18 protein-coding genes are annotated in these 25,114 nt (G+C 70.6%); 14 read left to right on the plus strand and 4 right to left on the minus strand.

Features of this window, described 5'->3' with window-relative positions; translation table 11 throughout:
- Window positions 1–29: 29 nt before the first annotated feature.
- Entirely contained in the window at window positions 30–755 is a 726-nt protein-coding gene (locus BLW85_RS29445) for a FadR/GntR family transcriptional regulator (protein WP_070025469.1), read from the plus strand.
- Between the two features lie 57 nt (window positions 756–812).
- Here BLW85_RS29445 and BLW85_RS29450 read toward each other — a convergent pair whose 3' ends face one another.
- A complete protein-coding gene (locus BLW85_RS29450) occupies window positions 813–2,483 on the minus strand; it encodes an L-lactate permease (RefSeq protein WP_074993855.1) in 1,671 nt (556 codons plus the stop codon).
- Window positions 2,484–2,763: 280 nt separating this feature from the next.
- Between BLW85_RS29450 and BLW85_RS29455 the strand changes: the two genes are divergently transcribed.
- The 3 genes from BLW85_RS29455 to BLW85_RS29465 are packed head-to-tail and all read left to right on the plus strand — an operon-like array spanning window position 2,764 to window position 5,740.
- On the plus strand, window positions 2,764–3,540 hold the full coding sequence (locus tag BLW85_RS29455; protein ID WP_070025471.1) for a (Fe-S)-binding protein: 777 nt from the start codon (window positions 2,764–2,766) through the stop codon (window positions 3,538–3,540).
- Complete coding sequence (locus tag BLW85_RS29460) at window positions 3,537–5,105, plus strand: LutB/LldF family L-lactate oxidation iron-sulfur protein (RefSeq protein WP_070025472.1); 1,569 nt, start codon at window positions 3,537–3,539, stop codon at window positions 5,103–5,105. The genes BLW85_RS29455 and BLW85_RS29460 overlap by 4 nt, the downstream gene beginning before the upstream one ends.
- On the plus strand, window positions 5,102–5,740 hold the full coding sequence (locus BLW85_RS29465) for a LutC/YkgG family protein (RefSeq protein ID WP_074993857.1): 639 nt from the start codon (window positions 5,102–5,104) through the stop codon (window positions 5,738–5,740). Before BLW85_RS29460 ends, BLW85_RS29465 begins: the two co-directional genes overlap by 4 nt.
- 79 nt (window positions 5,741–5,819) lie before the next feature.
- Here BLW85_RS29465 and BLW85_RS29470 read toward each other — a convergent pair whose 3' ends face one another.
- The gene (locus BLW85_RS29470; RefSeq protein WP_074993859.1) at window positions 5,820–7,208 is read right to left on the minus strand and encodes a carboxypeptidase regulatory-like domain-containing protein; all 1,389 of its coding nucleotides are present in this window, start codon (window positions 7,206–7,208) and stop codon (window positions 5,820–5,822) included.
- Window positions 7,209–7,384: 176 nt separating this feature from the next.
- Window positions 7,385–11,188, minus strand: a complete 3,804-nt coding sequence (locus tag BLW85_RS29475; protein ID WP_208624914.1) for a GH92 family glycosyl hydrolase — start codon at window positions 11,186–11,188, stop codon at window positions 7,385–7,387.
- A gap of 380 nt (window positions 11,189–11,568) precedes the next feature.
- Here BLW85_RS29475 and ngcE point away from each other — a divergent pair, with 380 nt between their 5' ends.
- The 9 genes from ngcE (at window position 11,569) to BLW85_RS29520 (ending at window position 23,554) form a co-directional block, all read left to right on the plus strand.
- On the plus strand, window positions 11,569–13,014 hold the full coding sequence (gene ngcE / locus BLW85_RS29480; protein WP_070025475.1) for an N-acetylglucosamine/diacetylchitobiose ABC transporter substrate-binding protein: 1,446 nt from the start codon (window positions 11,569–11,571) through the stop codon (window positions 13,012–13,014).
- A 29-nt stretch (window positions 13,015–13,043) separates the two neighbouring features.
- Window positions 13,044–13,970, plus strand: a complete 927-nt coding sequence (locus BLW85_RS29485) for a carbohydrate ABC transporter permease (RefSeq protein WP_070025476.1) — start codon at window positions 13,044–13,046, stop codon at window positions 13,968–13,970.
- A gap of 4 nt (window positions 13,971–13,974) precedes the next feature.
- On the plus strand, window positions 13,975–14,898 hold the full coding sequence (locus BLW85_RS29490; RefSeq protein WP_070025477.1) for a carbohydrate ABC transporter permease: 924 nt from the start codon (window positions 13,975–13,977) through the stop codon (window positions 14,896–14,898).
- Between the two features lie 199 nt (window positions 14,899–15,097).
- Complete coding sequence (locus BLW85_RS29495) at window positions 15,098–16,309, plus strand: ROK family transcriptional regulator (protein WP_070025478.1); 1,212 nt, start codon at window positions 15,098–15,100, stop codon at window positions 16,307–16,309.
- 134 nt (window positions 16,310–16,443) lie between these two features.
- A complete protein-coding gene (locus tag BLW85_RS29500) occupies window positions 16,444–17,541 on the plus strand; it encodes a substrate-binding domain-containing protein (RefSeq protein WP_070025479.1) in 1,098 nt (365 codons plus the stop codon).
- A gap of 197 nt (window positions 17,542–17,738) precedes the next feature.
- Complete coding sequence (locus tag BLW85_RS29505; protein ID WP_070025480.1) at window positions 17,739–18,530, plus strand: ATP-binding cassette domain-containing protein; 792 nt, start codon at window positions 17,739–17,741, stop codon at window positions 18,528–18,530.
- Window positions 18,527–19,831 carry a sugar ABC transporter permease gene (locus BLW85_RS29510; protein ID WP_070025481.1) on the plus strand — a complete coding sequence of 435 codons (1,305 nt, stop codon included), beginning with the start codon at window positions 18,527–18,529 and terminating at the stop codon, window positions 19,829–19,831. Before BLW85_RS29505 ends, BLW85_RS29510 begins: the two co-directional genes overlap by 4 nt.
- A 133-nt stretch (window positions 19,832–19,964) precedes the next feature.
- Window positions 19,965–21,893 (plus strand): 1-deoxy-D-xylulose-5-phosphate synthase, encoded by a 1,929-nt coding sequence (gene dxs / locus BLW85_RS29515; RefSeq protein ID WP_070025482.1) that lies wholly within the window; start codon window positions 19,965–19,967, stop codon window positions 21,891–21,893.
- A gap of 152 nt (window positions 21,894–22,045) precedes the next feature.
- Entirely contained in the window at window positions 22,046–23,554 is a 1,509-nt protein-coding gene (locus BLW85_RS29520; protein WP_074996250.1) for an amino acid permease, read from the plus strand.
- A gap of 19 nt (window positions 23,555–23,573) precedes the next feature.
- On the opposite strand, the gene BLW85_RS29525 is transcribed toward BLW85_RS29520, so the two are convergent.
- Window positions 23,574–23,993, minus strand: coding sequence for a PIN domain-containing protein (locus BLW85_RS29525; protein WP_074993861.1), 420 nt, complete (start codon window positions 23,991–23,993; stop codon window positions 23,574–23,576).
- Window positions 23,994–24,049: 56 nt separating this feature from the next.
- Here BLW85_RS29525 and BLW85_RS29530 point away from each other — a divergent pair, with 56 nt between their 5' ends.
- Complete coding sequence (locus tag BLW85_RS29530; protein WP_074993863.1) at window positions 24,050–25,066, plus strand: DUF8189 domain-containing protein; 1,017 nt, start codon at window positions 24,050–24,052, stop codon at window positions 25,064–25,066.
- Window positions 25,067–25,114 lie beyond the last annotated feature (48 nt).

Below are 25,114 nucleotides of genomic sequence, written 5' to 3' on the forward strand. Positions count from 1 at the left end.
CAGGAGCTTCGAGCAGGTGGGGAGTAGTCATGTCCGTCGAGTGGGAGCCCGTTCGGCAGGCTCGCACGCACGAACTCGTGCTCGAGAGCATCGAGCAGCGGGTGGTGGCCGGCGAACTCAAGGCCGGGGACCGGCTGCCACCCGAGCGTGAGCTGGCGCCGGTCCTCGGGGTCAGCCGGTCCGCCCTGCGCGAGGCGCTGCGGGTGCTGGAGACGATCGGCGTGCTGGTCGCCCAGTCCGGCCGCGGTCCGGACGCCGGAGCGCGCATCGTACGGAACCCGGACGACGCCCTCGGCCGGCTGCTCCGCCTCCATGTGGCGCTGGGCAGCTACAGCCTCCAGGACGTCCTGGAGTCGCGGGTCACGCTGGAACGCCACAGCTTCGAGGCCGCCGCCGAGCACGCCTCGGCCGAGGACCTCGACGAGGCGGAGCGCATCCTGCACCGGATGCGGGCGCCGGGTGTGACCGCGGCGGAGTTCAGCGACCTGGACACGCGCTTCCACGTCCTGATCGCCCGCGCCTCCGGCAACCACCTCATCTCCACCCTCACTGCCGCCGTGCGCGAGTCGGTGCGCCCCATGATCCTCCAGGCGCTGGAGGGGGCCGAGGACTGGCCGGCCACGGCCGAGGCCCTGAACGACGAGCACGCCCGGATGCTGCGCCTGGTGCGCGCCGGCGAGGGCGCCCAGGCCGCCGACGTGGCCGAGCAGCACATCCGCGGCTTCCACGGCGGACTGGTCGGCACCGGGCACTGACCCGGCCCGCGGCCGGAAGGCGGGCGCCCCCGGCCGCGGATCGTTACACCCCGTCCGTCAGGGCAGCATCCAGGAGAGCACCGGCGTCGACTGGAGGTAGACCAGTACGCCGAGCAGGGCCAGCATCGCCACGCTGTAGCCGAACACCTTGCCCAGCAGGACCCTTTCGGAGCCGGGCTGTTCCACCGCGGTCGCGGCGATCGTCAGGTTCTGCGGGCTGACCAGTTTGCCGACCACGCCGCCCGAGGAGTTCGCGGCCACCAGCAGGGTCGGGTCGATGCCCGCGGCCTTGCCCGCGCTCTGCTGGAGGGTGGCGAACAGGGCGTTCGCCGAGGTGTCGGACCCGGTCACGGCGGTGCCCAGCCAGCCCAGGGCGGGGGACAGCAGGGCGAACACCGAGCCGACCGCGGCGAGCCAGGTGCCGATGGCGACGGTCTGCCCGGACTGGTTCATGACGTAGGCGAGCGACATCACGGTGGCGACCGTGGCGATGGCGCCCCGCATGGTCCGCAGGGTGCTGCCCGCGGCGGCCAGGCCCATGCGGCCCGACATCGGGAAGCGGTCCCGGTCGGCGGCCAGGCCGTAGACGAGCATCACCAGCAGCCCGGCGACGATCAGCAGGGTGCCGGGGTTGCCCAGCACGTCCAGGCTGTAGACGGCGCTGGTCGAGGGGGTGCCGGCGACGGTCAGCAGATGGCCGTACAGGCCGGGCCAGTGGAAGCTGACGGCGGCGTTGCCGAGCAGGGCGGGCATGTCGACGCCCACCGTCAGCTTGGCCAGGGCGAAGATCAGGATCACCAGGGCGTACGGCAGTACGGCCAGGGTGACGCGGCGCCCGGTCAGCGGCTCGGCCTCCACCCGCGAGCGCTGGTCGTCGGGGGTCCGCGGGGTCCAGAAGCGCAGCATCACCACGGCGGCGGCGAAGCCGATCAGCGAGGCGACCACATCGGTGAGCTCGTACGCGAAGTGCTGGGAGCACCAGAACTGGACGACGGCGAAGACGGCCCCGGTGACCAGGGCGAGCGGCCACAGCTGGCGGAAGCCGCGCACGCCGTCGACCAGGAAGAGCAGCAGCATCGGCACGAAGAGGGCGAGCACCGGGGTCTGGCGGCCGACCACCGCGGCGATGTCCTCGGGCCGGATGCCGGTGAGGCTGCCGCCGGTGGTGATCGGGATGGCCATGGCGCCGAAGGCGACCGGCGCGGTGTCGGCGACCAGGACGGTCACGGCGGCCTTGAGCCTGGGCAGGCCTATGGACATCAGCATGGCGGCCGTGATGGCGACGGGCGCGCCGAAGCCGGCGAGGGCTTCGAGCAGCCCGCCGAAGCAGAAGGCGATCAGCATCGCCTGGATCCGCAGGTCGCCGCGGCCCACGGCACTGAAGGAGCGGCGCAGGTCCTCGAACCGCCCGCTGACGACGGTGAGTTCGTAGAACCAGATGGCGGCCACCACGATCAGCATGATCGGGAAGAGGCCGTTCACCAGGCCCTGCGTGGCGGACAGGACGCTCAGGCCCACCGGCATCCCGTAACCGAGCACCGCCACGAGCAGTGCGGCGACCAGCGAGCCGAGCGCCGAGTGCAGGGCGGAGCGCCTGGCCACCATGAGGAGCAGGAAGAAGACGGCCAGCGGGACCAGCCCGAGCAGGGCCGTACCGGTGAGGCTGCCCCCGACGGCATGGGTGTCGGGGGTGTAGGCCGCGAGGACGGCCGGTGGCGCGGTGGTCACGTAGGTGCTCCTCCATGAGCGACTCCTGCGAGCTGCGCGCCGGTGCGGGGTGCCGCGGGCACCACCGGAACACGCCGGTCCGGGCCCCGCCGGCCGGCGCGTGACACGGCGCACGTCGCTGAACGGCACTCAGTAGGGCATCGATGACGTCGCATGTCAATAAGGTCTGACCGAAACGTGTCCGGAATGATTTCCGGACCGTGAGCTTTACGGTCGGACCTAGTATGGTCAGACCGTACTCGGCTTTTCTCGCGTCCCAGCGTTGTCTCAAGGAGGTGCCATGCGCATCGGACTCTTCGCCACCTGCCTCGGGGACACGCTCTTCCCCGACGCGGTCAAGGCCACCGCGATCCTGATCGCCCGGCTCGGCCACGAGGTGGTGTTCCCGGCCGGGCAGACCTGCTGCGGCCAGATGCACGTCAACACCGGCTACCAGCGCGAACCCGTCCCGCTGGTGCGGCGGTTCGCCGAGCAGTTCGGCGATCCGTCGATCGACGCGGTGGTGCTGCCGTCCGGTTCGTGCGCGGGCTCGGTCCGCCATCAGCACCCGCTCGTGGCCGAGCGCTACGGGGACGCGGCGCTGCGGGACGGCGTCGCGACCGTCCGGGCCAAGACCTACGAGCTGTCCGAGCTGCTCGTCGACGTGCTCGGCGTGACCGACGTCGGCGCCTACTTCCCCCACCGGGTCACCTACCACCCCACCTGCCACTCGCTGCGCATGCTGCGCGTGGGGGACAAGCCGCTGCGGCTGCTGCGCGCGGTGGACTCCATCGACCTGGTGGAACTGCCCGAGGCGGACGCCTGCTGCGGTTTCGGCGGCACCTTCGCGGTCAAGAACGCCGACACGTCCGGCGCCATGCTCCAGGACAAGGTGCGCAACGTCCTGGCCACCGGGGCGGACGCCTGCACGGCCGGCGACTCGTCCTGCCTGATGCACATCGGCGGCGGTCTCTCCCGCATCCAGGCCGGCACCCGCACCCTGCACCTGGCGCAGATCCTCGCCTCCACCCGCACCTCGCCCCACGCGTTCCCGAAGACGGAGGCCGCCGCCCGATGAGCAGCACATTCCTCGGCATGCCCGCCACCCCGCCGCGCTCCCCGTACGGGACCGGCAACCTGCGGGGCGAGCGCACGTTCCCCAAGGCCGCCCACGACGAGCTGCGCAACGGTCAGCTGCGCCGCAACCTCCACAAGGCGACCCACTCCATCCGCGCCAAGCGGCTCGCCGTCACCTCCGAACTGCCCGACTGGGAGCGGCTGCGCGACGCTGGTTCGGCGATCAAGGCCGACACCATGAACCGGCTGCCCGAACTCCTGGAGCAACTGGAACGCAAGGTCACCGAGCACGGCGGCACCGTGCACTGGGCGCGGGACGGCGTCGAGGCCAACGAGATCGTCACCCGCCTGGTCAAGGAGACCGGCAGCGACGAGGTCATCAAGGTCAAGTCGATGGCCACCCAGGAGACCGGTCTCAACGAGCACCTGGCGGGCCAGGGCGTCACGGCGTACGAGACCGACCTGGCCGAACTGATCGTCCAGCTCGCGCACGACAAGCCGTCGCACATCCTCGTACCGGCGATCCACCGCAACCGCGACGAGATCCGCGACATTTTCCGCTCCGCCATCCCCGGCGTCGATCCGGAACTGGACTCCGTGCCCGCCCACCTCGCCGCCGCGGCGCGGGCGTACCTGCGGGAGAAGTTCATGACCGTCCCGGTGGCGGTCTCCGGCGCCAACTTCGGCATCGCCGAGACCGGCACGCTGTCGGTCGTCGAGTCCGAGGGCAACGGCCGGATGTGCCTGACCATGCCGAAGACGCTGATCACCGTCATGGGCATCGAGAAGGTCCTGCCCCGCTACCAGGACCTGGAGGTCTTCCTCCAGCTGCTGCCGCGGTCCTCCACCGGTGAGCGGATGAACCCGTACACCTCGATGTGGACCGGCGTCACCCCCGGCGACGGACCGCAGGAGTTCCACCTGGTGCTCCTCGACAACGGGCGCACCGCCGCGCTCGCCGACCGGATCGGCCGCGAGGCCCTGCACTGCATCCGCTGCTCGGCCTGCCTCAACGTCTGCCCGGTGTACGAACGGGCCGGCGGCCACGCCTACGGCTCCACGTACCCCGGCCCCATCGGTGCCGTGCTCACCCCGCAGCTGGCCGGCATGGACGCCGCGAAGAACGACCCCAACGGCTCGCTGCCGTACGCCTCCAGCCTGTGCGGCGCCTGCTTCGACGCCTGCCCGGTGAAGATCGACATCCCGTCGCTCCTGGTCGAGCTGCGGCACCAGCACACCGAGCAGGCCGGCGCCACCGCCGAGAAGCTGGCGATGAGGACGGCCGCGACGGTGATGAGCCGGCCCGGGCTGTACACCGCGGCGCAGAAGGCGGCCGGGGCGGGCGGCCGGGTGGTGGCCGGACGCGACCGGAAGATCTCGCGCCTCCCGGCCCCCTTCGACGGCTGGACCGACACCCGGGACCTCCCGGCCCCGCCCCGCCGGACCTTCCGCTCCTGGCTGGCCTCCGCCGAGGGCGCGGCCGCCCTGCGCTCGGCGGCCGAGGAAGGCGCCCGTCCCGGGAACGACACCGCCCGGCACGACTCCCACGAGGAGGGGAACCGATGACCACGACCGCACGCGAGACGGTGCTCGGCCGCATCCGGGACGCCCTGGCCCTGTCCGGGCCGGGGCCGGCCCCGGCGGTGCCGCGCGCGTACCGCACCGGCCGGACCCTGCCCGGCCCCGAACGGCTCGACCTCCTGGTGGACCGCCTGGTCGACTACAAGGCGACGGTGCGCACCTGCACCGCCGACCGCACCGCCGAGGTGATCGCCGAGGCGCTCCGCGAGCGCGGCGCCCGCCGGATCGGCGTGCCCGCCGGCCTCGACGACGCCTGGCTCGCCCGCTACGACGGCGAGGTCGAGCGCGACCGCGCCGACGTGCCCGCACCCCGGCTGGCCGCGCTCGACGGCGTGGTCACCGGGTCCGCGGTGACCTGCGCGGAGACCGGCACCATCTTCCTGGACGGCTCCCCGGACCAGGGTCGGCGCGCGCTGTCGCTGGTGCCGGACCTGCACGTCTGCGTCGTGGACCTCTCGTCGGTGGTGGTCGGCGTGCCGGAGGCGGTGGCCCGGCTGGTCCCGGAGCGGCCCACGACACTGATCAGCGGGCCGTCGGCGACCTCCGACATCGAGCTGGAGCGCGTCGAGGGCGTGCACGGCCCGCGCACCCTGGACGTGGTGATCCGCACCGACGCCTGACCCCCACGAGGTGCGCGGACGGTGGCCGCATGGCCGCCATGGGTGATGTCCATGGTGGCCCCCGCGCCGACGGCGGGTGTCAGTCCCGCCCGGGGCCCCCGGCGGGTACGGCACCGTGCCGGTCCCGCAGCACGAAGTCGGCGCGTACGACGTCGCCGGAGCCCAGCGGCGTCTGCCGGACCGCCGGCTCCCTGCCCGGCACCGCGGCCACGACGCTGAGGAAGCCCTCGGGCAGCCCGGTCACGGCGTACTCGCCCCGGGCGTTCGTCAGCGTGGACACCAGCTGGCGGCCGCTGGGCCCCAGCACGGTCACCAGGGCCCGCGGGACCGGCCGCTCGTGCGGGTCGCGGACCGTGCCGACCAGGTCGGGCTCCGGTTCGCCGAAGCGGTGGCGGTGCGCCGGGAGCGCCGCGGGCACCGGTGCCTCCACCGACGGGTCGTCCACCGGCGGCTCCTCGACCTGCTCACCGGGTCCCGGCCGGGCCGCGCGCCGGTGCCGCCAGGCGTCCAGGCCCATGAGGAGGGCGCCCACCGCGGTCCACGCGCAGAGGACCAGGACCGGCCCGAGCATCCCGGCCCCGTCGAAGTAGAGCGCCGAGCGCAGCGCCTCCACGCCGTTGGCCAGCGGCATCACGGCGTGCACGAACCGGAAGAACGGCGGGAGCATCGCGGCGGGCGCGGCGCCACCGCTCGTGGGGATGCTGAGCACGATGAAGAGCGTCATGCCCACCGCGGGGAAGAACCGGCGGGCGAAGGGGGCCAGGCCGGTGCCGAAGGTGGCCACGGACGTCGTCAGCAGGAAGGCGACGACCAGCGTCATCGGGTCGTGCGGCAGGTATCCGAGGCCCACGCCGACGGCGTAGCCGACGAGGCTGAACAGCGCGGAGACGCCCAGGATGGCCAGCAGCTTCCTGCGCCGGTCGAAGGAGGCCGCGCGCAGCAGGGTGGTGGCGAGGATGTAGCCCGGCACGTTCCACGCGATGCCGAAGTAGACCAGGGTGGTGCCCATCCGGTCCTTGCCCACCGTGGGGGCGACGTCGTGGACGGCGAGCTGCCCGGACCGGTCCCCGGCGGCCTGGGTGAAAGCGGTGGTCAGCGCCTGCTCCAGCAAGGCGCCGTTCGCCTTGGCGACGAACAGCACGGGACGCTGCCCGGGGACGAAGCCGGCCACCGCCGTCCGGTCGCGCACGGCCCGGCGCGCCGCCGGCGCGTCGCTCACGGCCGTGACGTCGAAGCCGCCCGGCTGGGTCCGCTCCAGGACGGCGTCCACGTCGTGGGCCGCCTGGCGGCCCGCCACGACCACGTGCGCGTGATGGGGCTGGGGAGAGTGGAGCGCGGGGGCGAAGCAGAACAGGAAGCCCAGGAAGAGGACGGCCGGGAACCAGACGGCCTCGGTCAGGGTCCTGGCCCAGGGCAGCCGGGCCGGCCGCGCCGCCCGGTCGCCGTGCCGCTGTCCGTCGTCCGCCACGTCCTGTTCCCCGCGCCTCTCAACCGGGGCGCCCGCCACGGGTGGTGGGCGCGCTCACATTTATTTGTAGCCTACATGTAATTCTGCCGGGCCCCGGACGGCGCGAGGCGCCCCGGACACGCGAAGGCCGGGCCCCTGGCGCGGTGCGCGCCCGGAACCCGGCCTCCCGGTGCCCGTCAGCCCAGCAGTTCCACCTCCGCCAGCGTCGAAGGACGGTCCAGCACCAGCCGGTACGCCCGGTACGAACCCGGCGCCGCGATGGTGAACGCCCGGGTCTGGCGGTCCCAGGTGAAGGACTCCCCGGAGCGCCGGTCCAGCGTCCGCCACGTCGTACCGTCGTCCGAGCCCTGGAGGGTCCACCCGGCCGGGGCCCTGGTGTGGTCCGCCGGGGACGTCAGCGTGTACTGGAGCGGCTTAGCGGACCGGCTTGCCGGCAGGGCCACCGAGGTGACCGTCGCCTCCGTCGCCGAGGTGTTGTCGAACAGCGGGCCGTCACCCTCGAGGATGTCCGAGCGGGGCGTCGGCGCCTTGTCATCCCGGGTGATCGAGACCGGTCCCGCGTCCTTGCCGCTGCCCCACGCCGAAGGCCGGGGCCCCATGGCGAAGGTCAGCTCACCGCCCTTGGACAGCAGCGAGTGCGGGAGCGAGGTCGACGTCCAGGGACGGCCGTTGAAGGTCACGCTCTGCACGTACACGTTCCGCGCGCTGTTCCTCGGTGCGTTCACCACCAGGTCGTGGCCGTTCTCCAGGTGCACGGTGGCCTTCTTGAACAGCGGGGAGCCGATCGCGTACTCGCCGCTGCCCATGACGAGCGGATAGAAGCCGAGCGCGGAGAAGAGGAACCAGCCCGACTGCTCGCCGTTGTCCTCGTCCCCGTGGTAGCCCTGCCCGATCTCGCTGCCGAGGTAGAGCCGGGACAGGATCTCCCGGACCGTCGCCTGCGTCTTCCACGGCTGCCCGGCCGCGTCGTACATGTACGAGACGTGATGGGCGACCTGGTTGGACTGGCCGAGCATGCCCATGCGCACGTCCCGCGCCTCGGTCATCTCGTGGATGACCCCGCCGTAGGAGCCGACGAACTGCGGGGAGGCCGTCTCCGGGGTGGCGAAGAACTCGTCCAGCTTGTCGGCGAGCCCCTGCCGGCCGCCGTAGAGGTTCGCCAGGCCCCGGGTGTCCTGCGGGGCGGTGAAGGCGTAGCCCCAGCCGTTGGTCTCCGTGTAGTCGTAACCCCACACCCGCGGGTCGTAACTCCCGGACTTCACACGCCAGTTGCCCTGCGCGTCCTTGCCCTGGAAGAAACCCGCCGCCGGGTCGAAGAGGTTCACGTAGTCACGGGCCCGGTTGAGGAAGTAGTCGGACTCCTCCTTGTAGTGCTTCTCGCCGGTCTTCTCGTACAGGGCCCTGCCCATCTCGGCGATGCCGTAGTCGTTGACATAGCCCTCCATCGCCCACGACAGGCCCTCGGCGGTGCCGGTGTCGGTGTAGCCGAGGAAGGGCGAGGTGCTCATGCCCTTGCGGCCCACGCCGGACGCCGGAGGAACCACCGTCGCGTTCTTCAGGGCCGCCTGGTACGCCGCCTTCGCGTCGAACTTCACGCCCTTCACATAGGCGTCGGCGAACGCCACGTCCGAGGAGGTGCCGGTCATCAGGTCCGCGTAACCGGGGGAGGACCAGCGCGAGGTCCAGCCGCCGTCCTTGTACTGCTGCACGAACCCGTCCACCATCGCGCCCGCCTGGGAGGGCGTCAGCAGCGAGTACGCCGGCCACGTGGTCCGGTAGGTGTCCCAGAAGCCGTTGTTGACGTACACCGTGCCGTCCACGATCTTCGCGCCGGTGTGCGTCGGGGTGTCCTGGCTCTGCATGGGCGAGAAGGGCGAGGCGTACCGGTTCTCGCCGTCCACCTTCTCGTAGCCCGAGTTGGGGTACAGGTACAGCCGGTACATGCTGGAGTACAGCGTGGTCAGCTGGTCCGGGGTGGCGCCCTCCACCTCCACCTTGCCGAGCAGCCGGTCCCAGACCCGCTGCGCCCGCGCCTTCACCGTGTCGAAGGAGGTGCCCGGCGGGATCTCCTGGCGCAGATTGGCCTTCGCCTGGTCGACGCTGATCAGCGAGGTCGCCAGGCGCAGCGTGACGGTGTGGCCGGCGCCCGCGGCGAAGCGCAGATAGCCCTTCACCCCGCTCGACGCCCCGTCCGTGACCCGCCGGTCGAACTCGCCGTACACGAACAGCCGCGTCGCGCCGGTCGACAGGCCCGACTTGACGTCCGAGTAGCCGGTGACGGTGCCGTGCTCCTTGTCCAGCGTCAGCCCCGCCTGCTCGGTGACGTTGTCGAACAGCACGCTCGCGTCCGAGCCGGGGTAGGTGAAGCGCAGCACCGCCGCGTGGTCGGTCGGCGTCATCTCCGCCTTGAGCCCGTTCTCGAACCGCACCCCGTAGTAGTACGGCCGCGCCGTCTCGTTCTCGTGCCGGAACGCCAGCTCGCGCGCCTCGCGGCCGGTGTCCGGGGTGCCGGCCGCGGCCGACGGCATCACCTGGAAGGTCTGCCGGTCGCCCATCCAGGGGCTCGGCTCATGACTCGCGCTGAACGCCTGGATGGTCGGCAGATTGGCGTCGTTGTTCGCGTGCGCGTACTCGTACAGCCAGCTCAGCGACGAGGCGTTGGTGACCGGCGTCCAGAAGTTGAAGCCGTGCGGCAGCGCCGTCGCCGGGAAGTTGTTGCCGCGCGAGAAACTGCCGCTGGAGTTGGTGCCGCGCGTGGTCAGCGCGTAGTCGGACAGGTGCGCCTTCGGCTTCTTTGGCGCCGCCGGCTTCAGCGACACGTCGTCGATCCAGCCGCGGAACTTCGCCGGCCCGCTGGGGGAGTCGTACCCCACCAGGATCCGGTCGACCGTCTTCCCGGCCGCCACCGAACCGATCCGCGAGACGACGTTGTTCCACTGGTTGACGTAGAGCGACTTGGCGGCGCCCTGACCGCGCGGCGACAGCGGGAAGCCGTGCTGGTCCAGCGCGCCCAGGTCGCTGAGGTAGGTGCCGTCGGTGAAGGCGAGGTCCAGGGAGACGTTGGTGGCGTCGTAGTCCCGGTCGCCGTCGGCCATCGACGGGAAGACGCGGTACGACAGCTGGGTGTCGCGGCCGACCTTCACATGGACGTCGAACACCTTGTTGTACGAGAACGCCCGGCCCTTCGCCGTGTGCCGGCCGGCGTAGCGCAGCGCCCGCGTGCCGGTGAACCCGACGCGCGCCTTGGCCGTCGGCGAGGCGGTCGGGCCCTTGTCGGTCAGCGTCAGCATGTCCTGCGGCACCGGGCCGCCGCCGTCGCCGGTGGACAACTGCACATCGGCGAGCTGGAGGATGTCCGGCGCGCCGTTGTTCCGGCTCACCTCCAGCCGGAAGTGCTGGTACTCGGCGGGATCGCCGAGGTCGTACGTCCTGGTCTGGAAGCGTTCGGAGAAGGTCTGCCCCGAGCGGGTGTCCAGGCTCTTCCAGTCCTTGCCGTCGGTGGAGCCGAGCAGCGTCCAGTCCCTCGGGTCGCGTTCGGCGGCGTCATTGGCCGAGGTCAGCGCGTAGTCCGCCACCTTGACCGGCTTGTCCAGGTCGAACTCCACCCAGCCGGTGGGCTGGAAGGTCAGCCACTTGGTGCCCGGCTCGCCGTCGACCAGGTTCTCCTTCACCTCGCCCGCGCCCGTGTTCTCGCCGCTCGCGCGGACGTCGGTGACGTGGTCGTTCACATTGCCCGGTATCCCCGTGCTGTAGCCGCCGTCCACGCCCGAGGCCCGCGGGGTGCCGTCCGGGCCGGTGTCGACGGTGCTCAGCCAGTCCGGTGCGGGATCGCCCGCCTCGAACGAGGACGCGAATTCCCGGTCGGCCGCCGGGGCCTTGGCGGGCACCGCGACCGCGGCGCCCTGTGCGCCGGCGGCCATGGCGAAGGCGGCCGTGAGTACGACCGCCCGGCCCCATCTGTGCCGAGTTCTCCGCTGCATCTACGGATTCCCTCCCTGCGCCGATCGGACAACGTTGTCAGTTCGGGGCGCAGGAACCAAGTAGGTGGTCAAGTGGCCGTTGGTGTCAAGGGTGTTGGGCGTGTCATTCCCGAGGTCGGGGCCGCGTTCTTTTTCCACGGACCGCTCACAGCCCGCCCATATGTCCGGGAGGTCTCAACTCGGAAAAGACCCGCCGGGAACTCTGCTTTCGATCTTGCTCAGCTGGCGGGAACTGGACTATACCTGTCGGCGCCCGGTACAAGAGCACTCCCGGCAGTACATGCACGAAGAACTTCCTGCACCACCCAGCTTGACCCGACCGCGGTGCCGGGCAGGATCCGGTTCACCGCCTGAGTCCTGGAGAAGGCGAGGACTTGAGCATGGGATCCACTGCGCACCACGACCGTGAGGGTGTCGGCCGCCGCGATCTGATCAAGCGCTCCGCGGCGCTCGGCCTGGTGGCCGTCCCGGGGATGGGCCTGATGTCCGCCTGCGCGAGCAGCGGGGGCGGCGGCCAGAGCAAGGCCAAGGAGGGCAAGAAGACCGCGAAGAACCCACTCGGCGTGAACGACACCGCCAAGATGGAGTTCGTGCTGTTCGACGGCGGCTTCGGCAAGGAGTACGCCGAGGACGCGGTCAAGATCTACGAGAAGGACTTCCCGAAGGCCACGGTGAAGTTCTCCGCCACCCAGAAGATCCAGTCCACCCTCCAGCCCCGCTTCAACCAGGGCAACCCGCCGGACCTCATCGACAACTCCGGCGCCGAGCAGATGGACATGGGCGTCCTGGTCGGCAAGAACCAGCTGGCCGACCTCACCCCGCTGCTGGACGCGCCGTCGTACGACGACCCGAACAAGAAGGTCCGCGACACGCTGCGCCCCGGCATCGTGGAGATGGGCCAGTTCGACGGCAAGCCGGTGTGGATCTTCTATTACGCGTACACGGTGTACGGCGTCTGGTACTCGCAGAAGGCCCTCGACTCGCTCGACGCCGAGTACCCGAAGACCTGGGACGAGATGCTCCAGGTGTGCGAGAAGGCCAAGAAGAAGGGCATGGCGGGCTGGACGTACGCGGGCAAGTACCCGTACTACATCCCCTTCTCGCTCTACCCGATGATCGGCAAGGTCGGCGGCCGCGAGGTGCTGGACGCCATCGACAACCTGGAGCCGAACGCCTGGAAGCACCCGGCGGTCAAGACGTGCTTCGAGGCGTACTACGAGCTGTTCAAGAAGGGCTACATCCTCCGGGGCACCCCCGGCCTGGACCACATCCAGTCGCAGACCGCCTGGGCCAAGGGCGAGGCCCTGTTCATCCCCAACGGCTCCTGGGTGGAGAACGAGTCGGCCAACGTCATCCCGAAGGACTTCGACCTCGCGGTCTCGGCGCCCTCCGGCATCGACAGCAGCGACAAGATGCCCTTCGGCACCATCTGGGCCTCCGGCGGCGAGCCGTTCATCGTGCCCTCCAAGGCGGCGAACCCCGAAGGCGGCATGGAGCAGCTGCGCATCATGCTGTCGGAGGCGTCCTCGAAGAACTTCACCGCCAAGGTGAAGTCGCTGACCGCCTACAACGGCGGCACCAGCGGCATCGACCTCACCCCGGGCCTGAAGTCGGGCGTGGCGGCGCTCCAGCTGGCCGGTACCAATGTGGTGAACCCGCGGCTGCAGGACTGGTACGTGCAGCTCGAGAAGGAAAAGATCGGTGTGTCCGGTCTCGGCGAGATGATGGCGGGCCGGCTCACCCCGGCGGAGGCGATAAAGAAAATCCAGGGCTTCGCCGACGAGGCGGCCAAGGACACCTCCATCAAGCACTACAAGCACCAGTAACCAGCACCCCCGAACGCACCGGAGTGGCGATGCAGCACGGCAAGTACCGGTTCATCGTGGGGTTTCTGGCAGTGCCCCTGGGACTGTACGCGCTCTTCGTGGTGTGGCCGTTCATCCAGTCCATCTATTACTCGTTCACGGACTGGACCGGCCTGAGCCCCGAATTCAAGATGGTCGGTTTCGACAATTACCAGCGGATGCTGCACGACGACATCTTCTGGAAGTCGTTGCAGCACAGCCTGCTGTTCGCCCTGGTGCTGCCGGTCGTCACGATCAGCCTGGCGCTGTTCTTCGCCTTCATGATCAATGTGGGCGGGCGGCGCAGAAGGGGCGGCCCCGCGATCAGGGGGGTCCGGGGCTCCTCCTTCTACAAGATCGTCTATTTCTTCCCGCAGGTGCTGTCCATCGCGATCGTGGCGCTGCTGTTCCAGTTCGCGTACAACCCGGACAGCGGGGCGGTCAACTCGATCCTGCGGGGCATCGGGCTCGACCATGTCCAGCCGCTGTGGCTGGGCGACCCGAACCTCGCGCTGTGGTGTGTGATGGCGGTGCTCGTCTGGTCCACGGTCGGCTTCTTCGTGGTGCTGTTCTCCGCGGGCATGGCCTCGATCCCGGCCGAGCTGTACGAGGCGGCGCTGATCGACGGCGCCAGCCGCTTCACCACCTTCTTCCGCATCACCCTGCCGCTGCTGTGGGACACCGTGCAGTCCGGCTGGGTCTACATGGGCATCCTCGCGCTGGGCGCCGAGTCGTTCGCGGTCGTACAGATCATGACGACCGGACCGGGCGGGCCCGACTACTCGACCACGGTGCTGGTCCTGTACGTGTACCAGAAGGCGTTCCGGGACGGTCAGGCCGCCTACGCCACCACCATCGGCGTCGCCCTGCTGGTCGTCACGCTCGCGTTCGCGGCGATCGTGATGCGGCTGGGCCGTCGCGAGCGGCTGGAGTTCTGAAGCGATGAAGACGACCGAGACCCCCGCCCCGCCGCCGGCCGAGCCCGGCGCGAGCGTCTCCAAGACCCGGGCCCCGGCCCCGGGACCCGCCCCGCACAAGCGCGAGGGCGGCGTCCTCAACGTCTTCTCGCACGGCGTGCTGATCATCTGGGCGATCATGGTGGTCATGCCGCTGCTGTGGGCGGTGATGACGTCCTTCAAGAACGACAGCTCCATCTTCGGCTCGCCCTGGGCGCTGCCGGACCGGCTGCACTTCGAGAACTGGGCGCGGGCCTGGACCGACGCCAACATGAGCGGCTACTTCCTCAACACCGTTCTGGTGGTCGGCGGTTCGCTCGTCGGCACCCTGGTGCTCGGCTCCATGGCGGCCTACGTCCTCGCCCGCTTCGACTTCCCGGGCAACCGCTTCATCTACTACCTGTTCATCGGCGGCATGAGCTTCCCGATCATGCTGGCGCTGGTCCCGCTGTTCTACGTCGTGAACAACATGGGCCTGCTGAACACCATCCACGGGCTGATCCTGGTCTACATCGCGTATTCGCTGCCGTTCACGGTCTTCTTCCTCACGGCGTTCTTCCGCACCCTGCCCACCTCGGTGGCGGAGGCGGCGTTCGTGGACGGGGCTTCGCATACGCGTACGTTCTTCCAGATCATGCTGCCCATGGCCAAGCCCGGTCTGATCAGCGTGGGCATCTTCAACTTCCTGGGCCAGTGGAACCAGTACATGCTGCCCACGGTCCTCAACACCGACCCGGACAAGAAGGTGCTCACCCAGGGCCTCGTCCAACTGGCGGTCAGCCAGGGCTACAAGGGTGACTGGTCGGGCCTGTTCGCGGGCCTGGTGATGGCCATGCTGCCGGTGCTCGGGGCGTACGTCGTCTTCCAGCGGCAGGTGGTCCAGGGGCTCACCGCGGGGGCGCTCAAGTAGCGCCCCACCGGGTGGGATGGCCGAGCGTAATCGGCCGTGCGCACGCCGTTCCGGAATCCGGGCGGCGTGCGCCGCCGTGTGCGGACCCTGATCCGGCTCAACCTCTTGACGTGAGTCGCCCCGAACGGCTCAGCTTAGAGTTCACTAGTTGGACATACACGGGGCCCCGCCGAAGCGGCCCCGCGCTCAGGAGGTCGTCGTGGAGACTCCAGGGTCGCAGTCGTCACTGCACCGAGCCAACCTGGAGCGGGTGGTACGGGCCGTCCGGCTGGCCGGGTCGCTCACGCAGGCGGAGATCGCACGGACGACGGGCCTGTCCGCCGCCACGGTCTCCAACATCGTGCGGGAGCTGAAGGACGGCGGGACGGTCGAGGTCACGCCCACCTCGGCCGGCGGGCGCCGGGCCCGCAGCGTCAGCCTCAGCGGGGACGCGGGCATCGTGATCGGGGTCGACTTCGGCCATATGCACCTGAGGGTCGCCGTCGGCAACCTCGCCCACCAGGTGCTGGCCGAGGAGGCCGAGCCGCTGGACGTGGACGCCTCCGCCGCGCAGGGCTTCGACCGGGCCGAAGAGCTGGTCAGCCGGCTGATCGCGGCCACCGGCGTCGACCGGTCCAAGGTCGCCGGGGTGGGTCTCGGCGTGCCCGGCCCGATCGACCTGGAGTCCGGCACCCTCGGCTCCACCGCCATCCTGCCCGGCTGGGGCGGCACCAAGCCCGCCGAGGAGCTGCGCGAACGCCTCGGCGTGCCGGTGCACGTGGACAACGACGCCAACCTGGGCGCCCTCGGCGAGCTGGTCTGGGGCAGCGGCAAGGGCGTGCGTGACCTCGCCTACATCAAGGTCGCCAGCGGTGTCGGCGCGGGCCTGGTGATCGACGGCAAGATCTACCGCGGTCCCGGCGGCACCGCGGGCGAGATCGGGCACATCACCCTCGACGAGTCCGGCCCGGTCTGCCGCTGCGGCAACCGCGGCTGCCTGGAGACCTTCGCCGCGGCCCGCTACGTGCTCCCGCTGCTCCAGCCGAGCCACGGACCGGACCTGACCATGGAGGGCGTCGTACGGCTCGCCAGGGAGGGTGACCCCGGATGCCGCCGGGTGGTCGCCGACGTCGGCCGGCACATCGGCAGCGGTGTGGCCAACCTCTGCAATCTCCTCAACCCCAGCCGGGTGGTCCTCGGCGGTGATCTCGCCGAGGCCGGCGAGCTGGTCCTCGGGCCCATCCGAGAGTCCGTCAGCCGCTACGCCATCCCCAGCGCGGCCCGCCAACTCTCCGTACTTCCCGGGGCACTTGGCGGACGCGCCGAGGTGCTGGGCGCGCTCGCCCTGGCCCTGAGCGAGATGGGCGATTCGGCCCTTCTGGACGGTTCCGTCACCGGAGCCCCGACCGCCGCCACCCCTGCCTTCACTTAGAGAACGGATGGCACCGTTGCCATCTCGTTAAGGATTTACTTCTTGACGTCGTACGTGTGGCCGAGTTGACTTCCAGCCACCTCGGCCGCAACGACGCGGCCTCGTCAGGGAGGTTTTGAGAAGTGAACACGCGTATGCGTCGTGCGGCCTTCGCCGTTGCCGCTGGTGCCATGGCCGTCTCGCTCGCCGCCTGTGGCAGCGCCAAGGAGTCCGGGGGCGGGTCCAAGACCACGGACAGCGCCAAGAAGGGCGACGCCATCAAGGTCGGTCTGCTCCTGCCGGAGAACCAGACCGCCCGTTACGAGAAGTTCGACCGCCCCTTGATCGAGAAGAAGGTCAAGGAGCTGACGAACGGCAAGGCCCAGGTGGTCTACGCCAACGCCAAGCAGGACGCGAGCACGCAGAACCAGCAGGTCGACACGATGATCACCAACAAGGTGGACGTGCTCATCGTGGACGCCGTGGACACGGCCGCCATCAAGAGCTCGGTGCAGAAGGCCAAGGACGCGGGCATCCCCGTCGTCGCCTACGACCGTCTCGCGCAGGGCCCGATCAGCGCCTACACCTCGTTCGACAACGAGACCGTCGGCAAGACCCAGGGCGAGGCCCTGCTGAAGGCCCTGGGCTCCAAGGCGAAGTCCGGCAAGATCGTCATGATGAACGGCTCCATCACCGACCCGAACGCCGCGCAGTTCAAGAAGGGCGCCCACGAGGTGCTCGACGGCAAGGTGAACGTCGGCAAGGAGTACGACACCAAGGACTGGAAGCCGGAGAACGCCAACTCCAACATGGAGGCCGCGATCTCCGCGCTCGGCAAGAAGAACATCATCGGCGTCTACTCCGCCAACGACGGCATGGCCGGCGGTATCGTCACCGCCCTCAAGGCGGCCGGCATCTCCGTCCCGGTCACCGGCCAGGACGCGGAGCTCGCGGGTGTCCAGCGCATCGTCGCCGGCGACCAGTACATGAGCGTCTACAAGCCCTACGCCCCGGAGGCCGACGCGGCCGCCGAGATGGCCGTGGCCCTCGCCCAGGGCAAGTCGCTCGACTCCATCGCCAAGGACAAGGTCGACAGCCCGACCACCAAGCAGGTGCCGACCGTCATCCTCCCGGTCACCGCGCTGACCAAGGACAACATCAAGGACACCGTCGTCAAGGACGGCGTCTACACGGCCGCCGACATCTGCACCTCGCAGTACAAGGCCGCCTGCGACAAGCTCGGCCTCAAGTAGGCCGCCGCAACACGCCCTCACTCCCGGGGAGTTCACCCCCGTAACCCCCCTGGGGTCCCCCCTCGTGAGAAGTGAGGGCGTCCCACTCTCCTCCGGCGCTCCGTGACACATACAGCCCCGCAAGCTCGGCGCGGGGCGCCGGACGGAACCCCCCAAACTCTCTGCACAACCTCCCGCCGGGTCAGGCGGCGAAGGAGATGGTTCACGTGTCCGCTACGCCCGTGCTGGCGTTGCGCGGGGTCTCCAAGCGGTTCGGTGCCGTCCAGGCGCTCACCGACGTAGAGCTTGAGGTCCACGCCGGTGAGGTGGTCGCCCTGGTGGGCGACAACGGCGCCGGAAAGTCCACGCTGGTCAAGACGATCGCCGGCGTGCATCCCATCGACGAAGGCGTCATCGAATGGGAAGGCCGGGCCGTCCAGGTCAACCGGCCCAACGACGCCCAGGCGCTGGGCATCGCGACGGTCTACCAGGACCTCGCGCTGTGCGACAACATCGATGTCGTCGGCAACCTCTACCTCGGCCGGGAGCTGCGCAAGTACGGCGTCCTGGACGAGGTCGAGATGGAGCGCCGCTCCCGCGCCCTGCTCGACCAGTTGTCGATCCGCATCCCCAGCGTCCGCATCCCGATCGCCTCCCTCTCCGGCGGTCAGCGCCAGGTGGTGGCCATCGCCCGCTCCATGCTCGGCGAGCCCAAGCTGGTCATCCTGGACGAGCCCACCGCGGCGCTCGGCGTCGAGCAGACCGCACAGGTGCTCGACCTGGTGGAGCGGCTGCGCGAGCGCGGCCACGCCGTCATCCTCATCAGCCACAACATGGCCGACGTCAAGGCCGTCGCCGACAAGGTGGCGGTGCTGCGGCTCGGCCGCAACAACGGCGTGTTCGACGTCGCCTCGACGTCCCAGGAAGAGATCATCTCCGCCATCACCGGCGCCACGGACAACGCCGTCACCCGGCGTGCGGCGCGCACCACCAAGGAGGTCCAGAAGTGAGCCTGGACAAGACCTCCACGCCTCCCGAGGACCACGCTCCCCAGGACGCCGTGGAGAACCCCGAGGCGGCGGCCGGCACCGTCACCGCCGTGGACCCCCGCCTGCTCGTGCGCGAGCAGGGCTTCGCGGGCTACGTCACCGAGTTCAAGCGGAAGATGAAGGCCGGTGACCTCGGCTCGGTCCCGGTCATCATCGGCCTCGCGGTCATCTGGATCATCTTCCAGAGCCTGAACTCCAACTTCCTCACCGCGGGCAACCTCTCCGACATCTCCGTCGCGATGGTCGGCACCGGCATGATCGCCGTCGGTATCGTCTTCGTGCTGCTGCTCGGCGAGATCGACCTCTCGGTCGGCTCGGTCTCCGGTGTCGCGGGCGCCTCCTACGCGGTGCTGACGGTCACCCACGGCATGTCCGCCTGGCTCGCCCTGGTGCTGTCCATCCTGGTGGGCACCGTCGCGGGCGCGCTGCACGGCTTCTTCTTCGCGAAGATCGGTGTCCCGGCGTTCGCCGTCACCCTGGCCGGTCTGCTCTTCTGGAACGGCTTCATGCTCCAGATCCTGGGCGACAGCGGCACCATCAACCTGGACAGCGAGGGCCTGGTCGCCAAGCTGACCAGCTACTACTTCTCCGACGTGGCCGCCGCCTACGGGCTCGCCCTCGTCGCCACCGTGCTGTTCTTCCTCACCTCCTTCCTGGGCAACCGGCGCCGGGAGGCGGCCGGGGTGCCCTCGCGGCCGCTGAGCGAGACGATCCTGCGCACGGTGCTGCTCGCGATCGTGTCCTTCGCCGCCGCGGCCGTCTACAACCAGTACAAGGGCCTGCCGCTGGCCGTGGTGATCTTCCTCGCCATGCTGGTCGTCACGGACTTCGTGCTGCGTCGCACGGCGTACGGCCGCAAGGTGTTCGCGCTCGGCGGCAGCGTCGAGGCGTCCCGCCGCGCCGGCATCAACGTCAACCTGGTGCGCATCTCGGTCTTCGCGATCTCCGGCACCTTCGCGGCCGTCGGCGGTCTGATGATGGCCTCCAAGATCGCCGCGGCGAACCAGGGCGCCGGCGGCGGTGACCTGCTGATGAACGCGATCGCGGCGGCGGTCATCGGCGGCACCTCGCTCTTCGGCGGCCGCGGCCGCACGTGGAACGCGCTGCTCGGTGTGCTGGTGATCGTCTCGATCCAGTACGGCCTCGCGCTCGAAGGCATCGCGTCGCCGGTGCAGTACATGATCACCGGTGGTGTGCTGCTCGCGACCGTCGTGATCGACGCGATCACCCGTAAGACGCAGAAGACCGCAGGGCGGGCGTAACACACCCCGTTCCGGCGGACCAACGTGCCCGGCACCCGCGAAGGTGCCGGGCACGTTCATGCCGAGCGCTACCGGAAAGTTAGACTCTGGCGAGCCCGGGAAGCTCGATCAGCTCTATTGCAAGGAGGCACGGGTGCCGCTGCTGACCCGCATCAGGGGACCGCGCGATCTGGACCGGCTCAGCCTGGAGGAGCTGGACCAGCTGGCAGGGGAGATCCGCACCTTCCTCGTCGACGCCGTGTCCAAGACCGGCGGACACCTCGGCCCCAACCTGGGCGTGGTCGAACTCACCATCGCCCTGCACCGGGTCTTCGAATCCCCGAAGGACAAGGTGCTGTGGGACACCGGTCACCAGTCCTACGTGCACAAGCTGCTCACCGGCCGGCAGGACTTCTCCCGGCTGAAGATGAAGGGCGGCCTGTCCGGCTACCCCGCGCAGGCCGAGTCCGAGCACGACGTCATCGAGAACAGCCACGCCTCCACGGTGCTCGGCTGGGCCGACGGAATCGCCAAGGCCAACCAGCTGATGAAGCGGGACAGCCACGTCGCCGCCGTCATCGGTGACGGCGCGCTCACCGGCGGCATGGCCTGGGAGGCGCTGAACAACATCGCCGCCGCCAAGGACCGCCCCCTCGTCATCGTGGTCAACGACAACGAGCGGTCGTACGCGCCCACCATCGGCGGCCTCGCCAACCACCTGGCCACCCTGCGCACCACCGACGGCTACGAGCGCTTCCTCGCCCGCACCCGCGAGGTGCTGGAGAAGACCCCGGTCGTCGGCAGGCAGCTGTACGAGACGCTGCACGGCGCGAAGAAGGGCCTGAAGGACTTCATCGCCCCGCAGGGCATGTTCGAGGACCTGGGCCTGAAGTACGTCGGCCCGATCGACGGCCACGACATCGAGGCGCTGGAGTCCGCGCTGGCCCGCGCCAAGCGGTTCGGCGGGCCGGTCATCGTGCACTGCCTCACCGAGAAGGGCCGCGGCTACCAGCCCGCCCTCCAGGACGAGGCCGACCGCTTCCACGCCGTCGGCAAGATCCACCCGGACACCGGCCTGCCGATCGCCGCCTCCGGCGCCGACTGGACCTCCGTGTTCGGCGAGGAGATGGTGAAGCTCGGCGAGGAGCGCGAGGACCTGGTCGCCATCACCGCGGCCATGCTCCAGCCGGTCGGCCTCGACAAGTTCGCCAAGCGCTTCCCCGACCGGGTGTACGACGTCGGCATCGCGGAGCAGCACGGCGCCGTCTCCGCCGCCGGCCTCGCCCACGCCGGGGTGCACCCCGTCTTCGCCGTCTACGCCACCTTCCTCAACCGCGCCTTCGACCAGGTCCTGATGGACGTGGCGCTGCACAAGTGCGGCGTCACCTTCGTCCTGGACCGGGCCGGGGTCACCGGCACCGACGGCGCCTCGCACAACGGCATGTGGGACATGTCCATCCTTCAGGTCGTGCCCGGCCTGCGGATGGCCGCGCCGCGCGACGCCGACCAGGTGCGGGCCCAGCTGCGCGAGGCGGTCGCCGTCGAGGACGCGCCGACCGTGGTCCGCTTCTCCAAGGGCGCCGTCGGTCCCGCCGTACCCGCCGTGGGCAAGGTCGGCGGCATGGACGTGCTGCGCGAGGCGGGCACCGACCGCCCGGACGTGCTGCTGGTCTCGGTGGGCGCCCTCGCCCCGATGTGCCTGGAGATCGCCGGCCTGCTCGACCAGCAGGGCATCTCCACCACGGTCGTCGACCCGCGCTGGGTCAAGCCGGTGGACGAAGCGATGGCCCCGCTGGCCGAGCGGCACCGGGTCGTCGTCACCGTCGAGGACAACAGCCGTGTCGGCGGCGTCGGCTCGACCATCGCCCAGGCGCTGCGCGACGCGGGCGTGGACGTGCCGCTGCGCGACTTCGGCATCCCGCCGCGCTTCCTCGACCACGCCTCGCGCGCCGAGGTGCTCACCGAGATCGGGCTGACCGCGCCCGACATCGCCCGCCAGGTCACCGGTCTGGTCGCCAAGCTCGACGGCCGGTTCGACCGTACGGCGCAGACGGTGGACTCCGTGGAACCCGCGCGCGACTAGGACGAGCGCTTCCGACCGGGCCGGTTCCGCCCCTCCTTGCGGTGGCGGAACCGGCCCGGGTGCGTAAGCCTGCCTGTCACGGGGCACTCGCGCCCCGGTCCTCTCGATCGTGTCGAGCCAGGTCGAGGACGACAAGCGTGGGAGGCAGCAACGTGAGCAGCTCGCTCTTCCGGACGAAGAACGTCGAGCAGTCGATCCGGGACACGGAAGAACCGGAGCACGCGCTCAAGAAGTCGCTCTCCGCGCTCGATCTGACCGTTTTCGGCGTCGGTGTCATCATCGGTACCGGTATCTTCGTGCTGACCGGACAGGTCGCCAAGAACAACGCCGGTCCCGCCGTCGCCCTCGCCTTCGTCGCGGCCGGCGTGGTCTGCGCCCTCGCCGCCCTGTGCTACGCGGAGTTCGCCTCCACGGTCCCGGTGGCGGGCTCGGCCTACACCTTCAGCTACGCCTCCCTGGGCGAGCTGCCCGCCTGGATCATCGGCTGGGACCTGGTCCTGGAGTTCGCGCTCGGCACCGCGGTGGTCGCCGTCGGCTGGTCCGGCTACATCCGCTCGCTGCTCGACAACGCGGGCTGGCACCTGCCCGCGTACCTCTCCGGCCGGGACGGCGCCCACGGCTTCGGCTTCGACATCCTCGCCGCGGTCCTGGTGCTGGTGCTCACCGCCATCCTCGTCCTCGGCATGAAGCTATCGGCCCGGATCACCTCGCTGGTCGTCGCGATCAAAGTGGCCGTGGTGCTCGTCGTGATCATCGCCGGTGCCTTCTTCGTCAACACCGACAACTACCGCCCGTTCATCCCTCCGGCCCAGCCGGTGCCGGCCGGCGGCAGCCTCAAGGCCCCGCTGGTGCAGCTGATGTTCGGCTGGGCGCCCGCCAACTTCGGCGTGATGGGCATCTTCACCGCGGCCTCCGTGGTGTTCTTCGCCTTCATCGGCTTCGACATCGTGGCCACCGCCGCCGAGGAGACCCGCAACCCCCAACGGGACGTGCCGCGCGGCATCCTCGGCTCGCTGTTCATCTGCACCGTGCTCTACGTGGCCGTCTCCGTCGTCGTCACCGGCATGCAGAAGTACACCCGGCTGTCCGTGGACGCCCCGCTCGCCGACGCCTTCAAGGCCATCGGCCACCCCTGGTACGCGGGCGTGATCAGCTTCGGCGCCGCCATCGGCCTGACCACGGTGTGCCTGATCCTGCTGCTCGGGCAGACCCGGGTGTTCTTCGCGATGAGCCGCGACGGGCTGCTGCCGCGCTTCTTCTCCCGGGTCCACCCCCGGTTCCGGACCCCGCACCGGCCGACCATCCTGCTCGGCGTGGTCATCGCGATCGTCGCCGGCTTCACCAGCCTCAGCGAACTGGCCGAACTGGTCAACATCGGCACGCTGTTCGCCTTCGTGGTCGTCGCGATCAGCGTGATCATCCTGCGCAGGACGCGCCCCGACCTGCCCCGCGCCTTCCGTACCCCGTGGGTCCCGTTCGTGCCCGTCGTGTCCGTGCTGGCGACGCTCTGGCTGATGCTCAATCTGCCCGCCGAGACCTGGCTGCGGTTCGCCATCTGGATGGTGATCGGCTTCGTCGTCTACTTCCTCTACGGCCGTACCCACAGCCGCCTCGCCGAGCGCGGCCGGCAGCAACCGGAGCCCGCGCCGCCGGCGCCGTGAGCGGCCCGCACGGGCCGGTTCAACCGCGCACCGTACGCGGGCCGGCCACCCGCGCGCCCAGCGCGCCCACCCGCCGCCGCAGCTCCCGGTCGGCCGTGACGACCAGACAGGTACGGCCCGCGCCCTCGGCCGCCAGCTCCACGATCCGGTCGTCCCCGCTGCCGGGCGCCGCCACCACCCGCACCCCGGGCACCGAGGCCACCCCGCGGGCGGCCCCCTCCACCACCAGCACCACCTCGACGGGCCCCGCCAGCTCCGCCGTACCGGTCCGCGCGTACGCCACCAGCCGGTCCCGCAGCCGCTCCGCCGCCCCGCGCCGGTCCCGCCACCATCCGTCGGGCACGGACCCGACGACGTTCGCGCCGTCGACGATCAGCAGGGGCGGGACCGGGGTGCCCGGGGTGTCCGGGGTGTCCGGGGTGTCCGAGGGGTTCGTCATACCCGCCATGGTGCCCCCTCGCCCGGCGCCGGTCCGCCGCGGCTTAAAGTGACCGGGTGAACGGTGACTGGCTTCTTCGTGGCCGAGACGGCCGGCTCAGTGTTTACCAGTCGTCCGGCGATGCCGTCCTGTGCCGCGCGGAGCGCGCGCCCGGCGGGCCCTGGGACGAACCGCGCAAGGTCGGGGGAGAGCAGAAGCTGCTTCCGGTTGTGGCCGTCGGTCAGGGCGCCGACCGGTACGCCCACCTGGTGGCCTGGCGGCCCACCGTCCAGGGCGAGGCCGGGCTGGTGCACTCCACGCACTTCCGCGCCCGCCTCGCGGCCCTGGACTGGAACCCGGTCGGGCACCCGAACAAGAAGGGCGACCGCACCGGGACGCCCGCCGTCGCGGTGGACGCCGAGGGCCGCGCCCATGTCTTCGTGCGCAACAAGGGCGGCGGCGTGAGTATGCTCGCGCAGAAGGAGAAGGGCGGCTGGGAGGCCTGGCAGGACATCAAGGGCAAGGCCGTCCAGGACGGGCTCGCCGCGGTGACGGGGGAGTCCGGCAGGGTCGAACTGTACGCGGCCGCCCCCGAGGGCCTGCTGTACTGGCGTCAGGAGGAGCCCGGCGGCCGCCCGGTCCTCGCGGAGTCCGTCCAGGCGCCGGTCCGCCCGGGGACGCTGTACGCCCTCGCCACCTCGCCCGCGAGCACCACGCTCTACTACACCGGCACCGAGGGCGAGCTGTGGGCCTGGCGCCCGGGCGGCAAGCCGGTCGCCCTGCTGCCCTCCGCCGGGCACGGCCCGGTCGCCGCCGTCCGCTGCGAACTCGACGGCCACGACTGCACGCTGCTCGCCCAGCGTTCGGCGAGCGGCCGGGTCGCCTTCGCGGCCTATCCGACCGAACTGGAGTCCGCGGGCGCCTGGTGGACCGAGTCCGGCCCGCAGCTCACCGTGGACGCCCGGGTGAGCCTCGGCACGGACGCGGACGGCCGGGTGGTGGCCGCCACGCTGTCCCCGTCGACCGGCCGGCTCCTGCTGACCCGGCGCAAGGACGAGCCGGGGCTGGCGCTGGAGGCCTGGCGGGCCGTCTGAGGCCGCGCCGCGGCCGGGATGGTCCCGAGGCCCCCACCGGGCATGCGA

The organism is Streptomyces misionensis, from assembly GCF_900104815.1.
Classification (GTDB): domain Bacteria; phylum Actinomycetota; class Actinomycetes; order Streptomycetales; family Streptomycetaceae; genus Streptomyces; species Streptomyces misionensis.

What these genes read in the sequence shown, in the direction of transcription:
- BLW85_RS29445 (WP_070025469.1), top strand. Translation starts at nt 30, where the DNA reads ATGTCCGTCGAGTGGGAGCCCGTTCGGCAGGCTCGCACGCACGAACTC.
- BLW85_RS29455 (WP_070025471.1), top strand. Translation starts at nt 2,764, where the DNA reads ATGCGCATCGGACTCTTCGCCACCTGCCTCGGGGACACGCTCTTCCCC.
- BLW85_RS29460 (WP_070025472.1), top strand. Translation starts at nt 3,537, where the DNA reads ATGAGCAGCACATTCCTCGGCATGCCCGCCACCCCGCCGCGCTCCCCG.
- BLW85_RS29465 (WP_074993857.1), top strand. Translation starts at nt 5,102, where the DNA reads ATGACCACGACCGCACGCGAGACGGTGCTCGGCCGCATCCGGGACGCC.
- BLW85_RS29475 (WP_208624914.1), bottom strand. Translation starts at nt 11,188, where the DNA reads ATGCAGCGGAGAACTCGGCACAGATGGGGCCGGGCGGTCGTACTCACG.
- ngcE (WP_070025475.1), top strand. Translation starts at nt 11,569, where the DNA reads ATGGGATCCACTGCGCACCACGACCGTGAGGGTGTCGGCCGCCGCGAT.
- BLW85_RS29485 (WP_070025476.1), top strand. Translation starts at nt 13,044, where the DNA reads ATGCAGCACGGCAAGTACCGGTTCATCGTGGGGTTTCTGGCAGTGCCC.
- BLW85_RS29490 (WP_070025477.1), top strand. Translation starts at nt 13,975, where the DNA reads ATGAAGACGACCGAGACCCCCGCCCCGCCGCCGGCCGAGCCCGGCGCG.
- BLW85_RS29500 (WP_070025479.1), top strand. Translation starts at nt 16,444, where the DNA reads ATGCGTCGTGCGGCCTTCGCCGTTGCCGCTGGTGCCATGGCCGTCTCG.
- BLW85_RS29505 (WP_070025480.1), top strand. Translation starts at nt 17,739, where the DNA reads ATGGTTCACGTGTCCGCTACGCCCGTGCTGGCGTTGCGCGGGGTCTCC.
- BLW85_RS29525 (WP_074993861.1), bottom strand. Translation starts at nt 23,993, where the DNA reads ATGACGAACCCCTCGGACACCCCGGACACCCCGGACACCCCGGGCACC.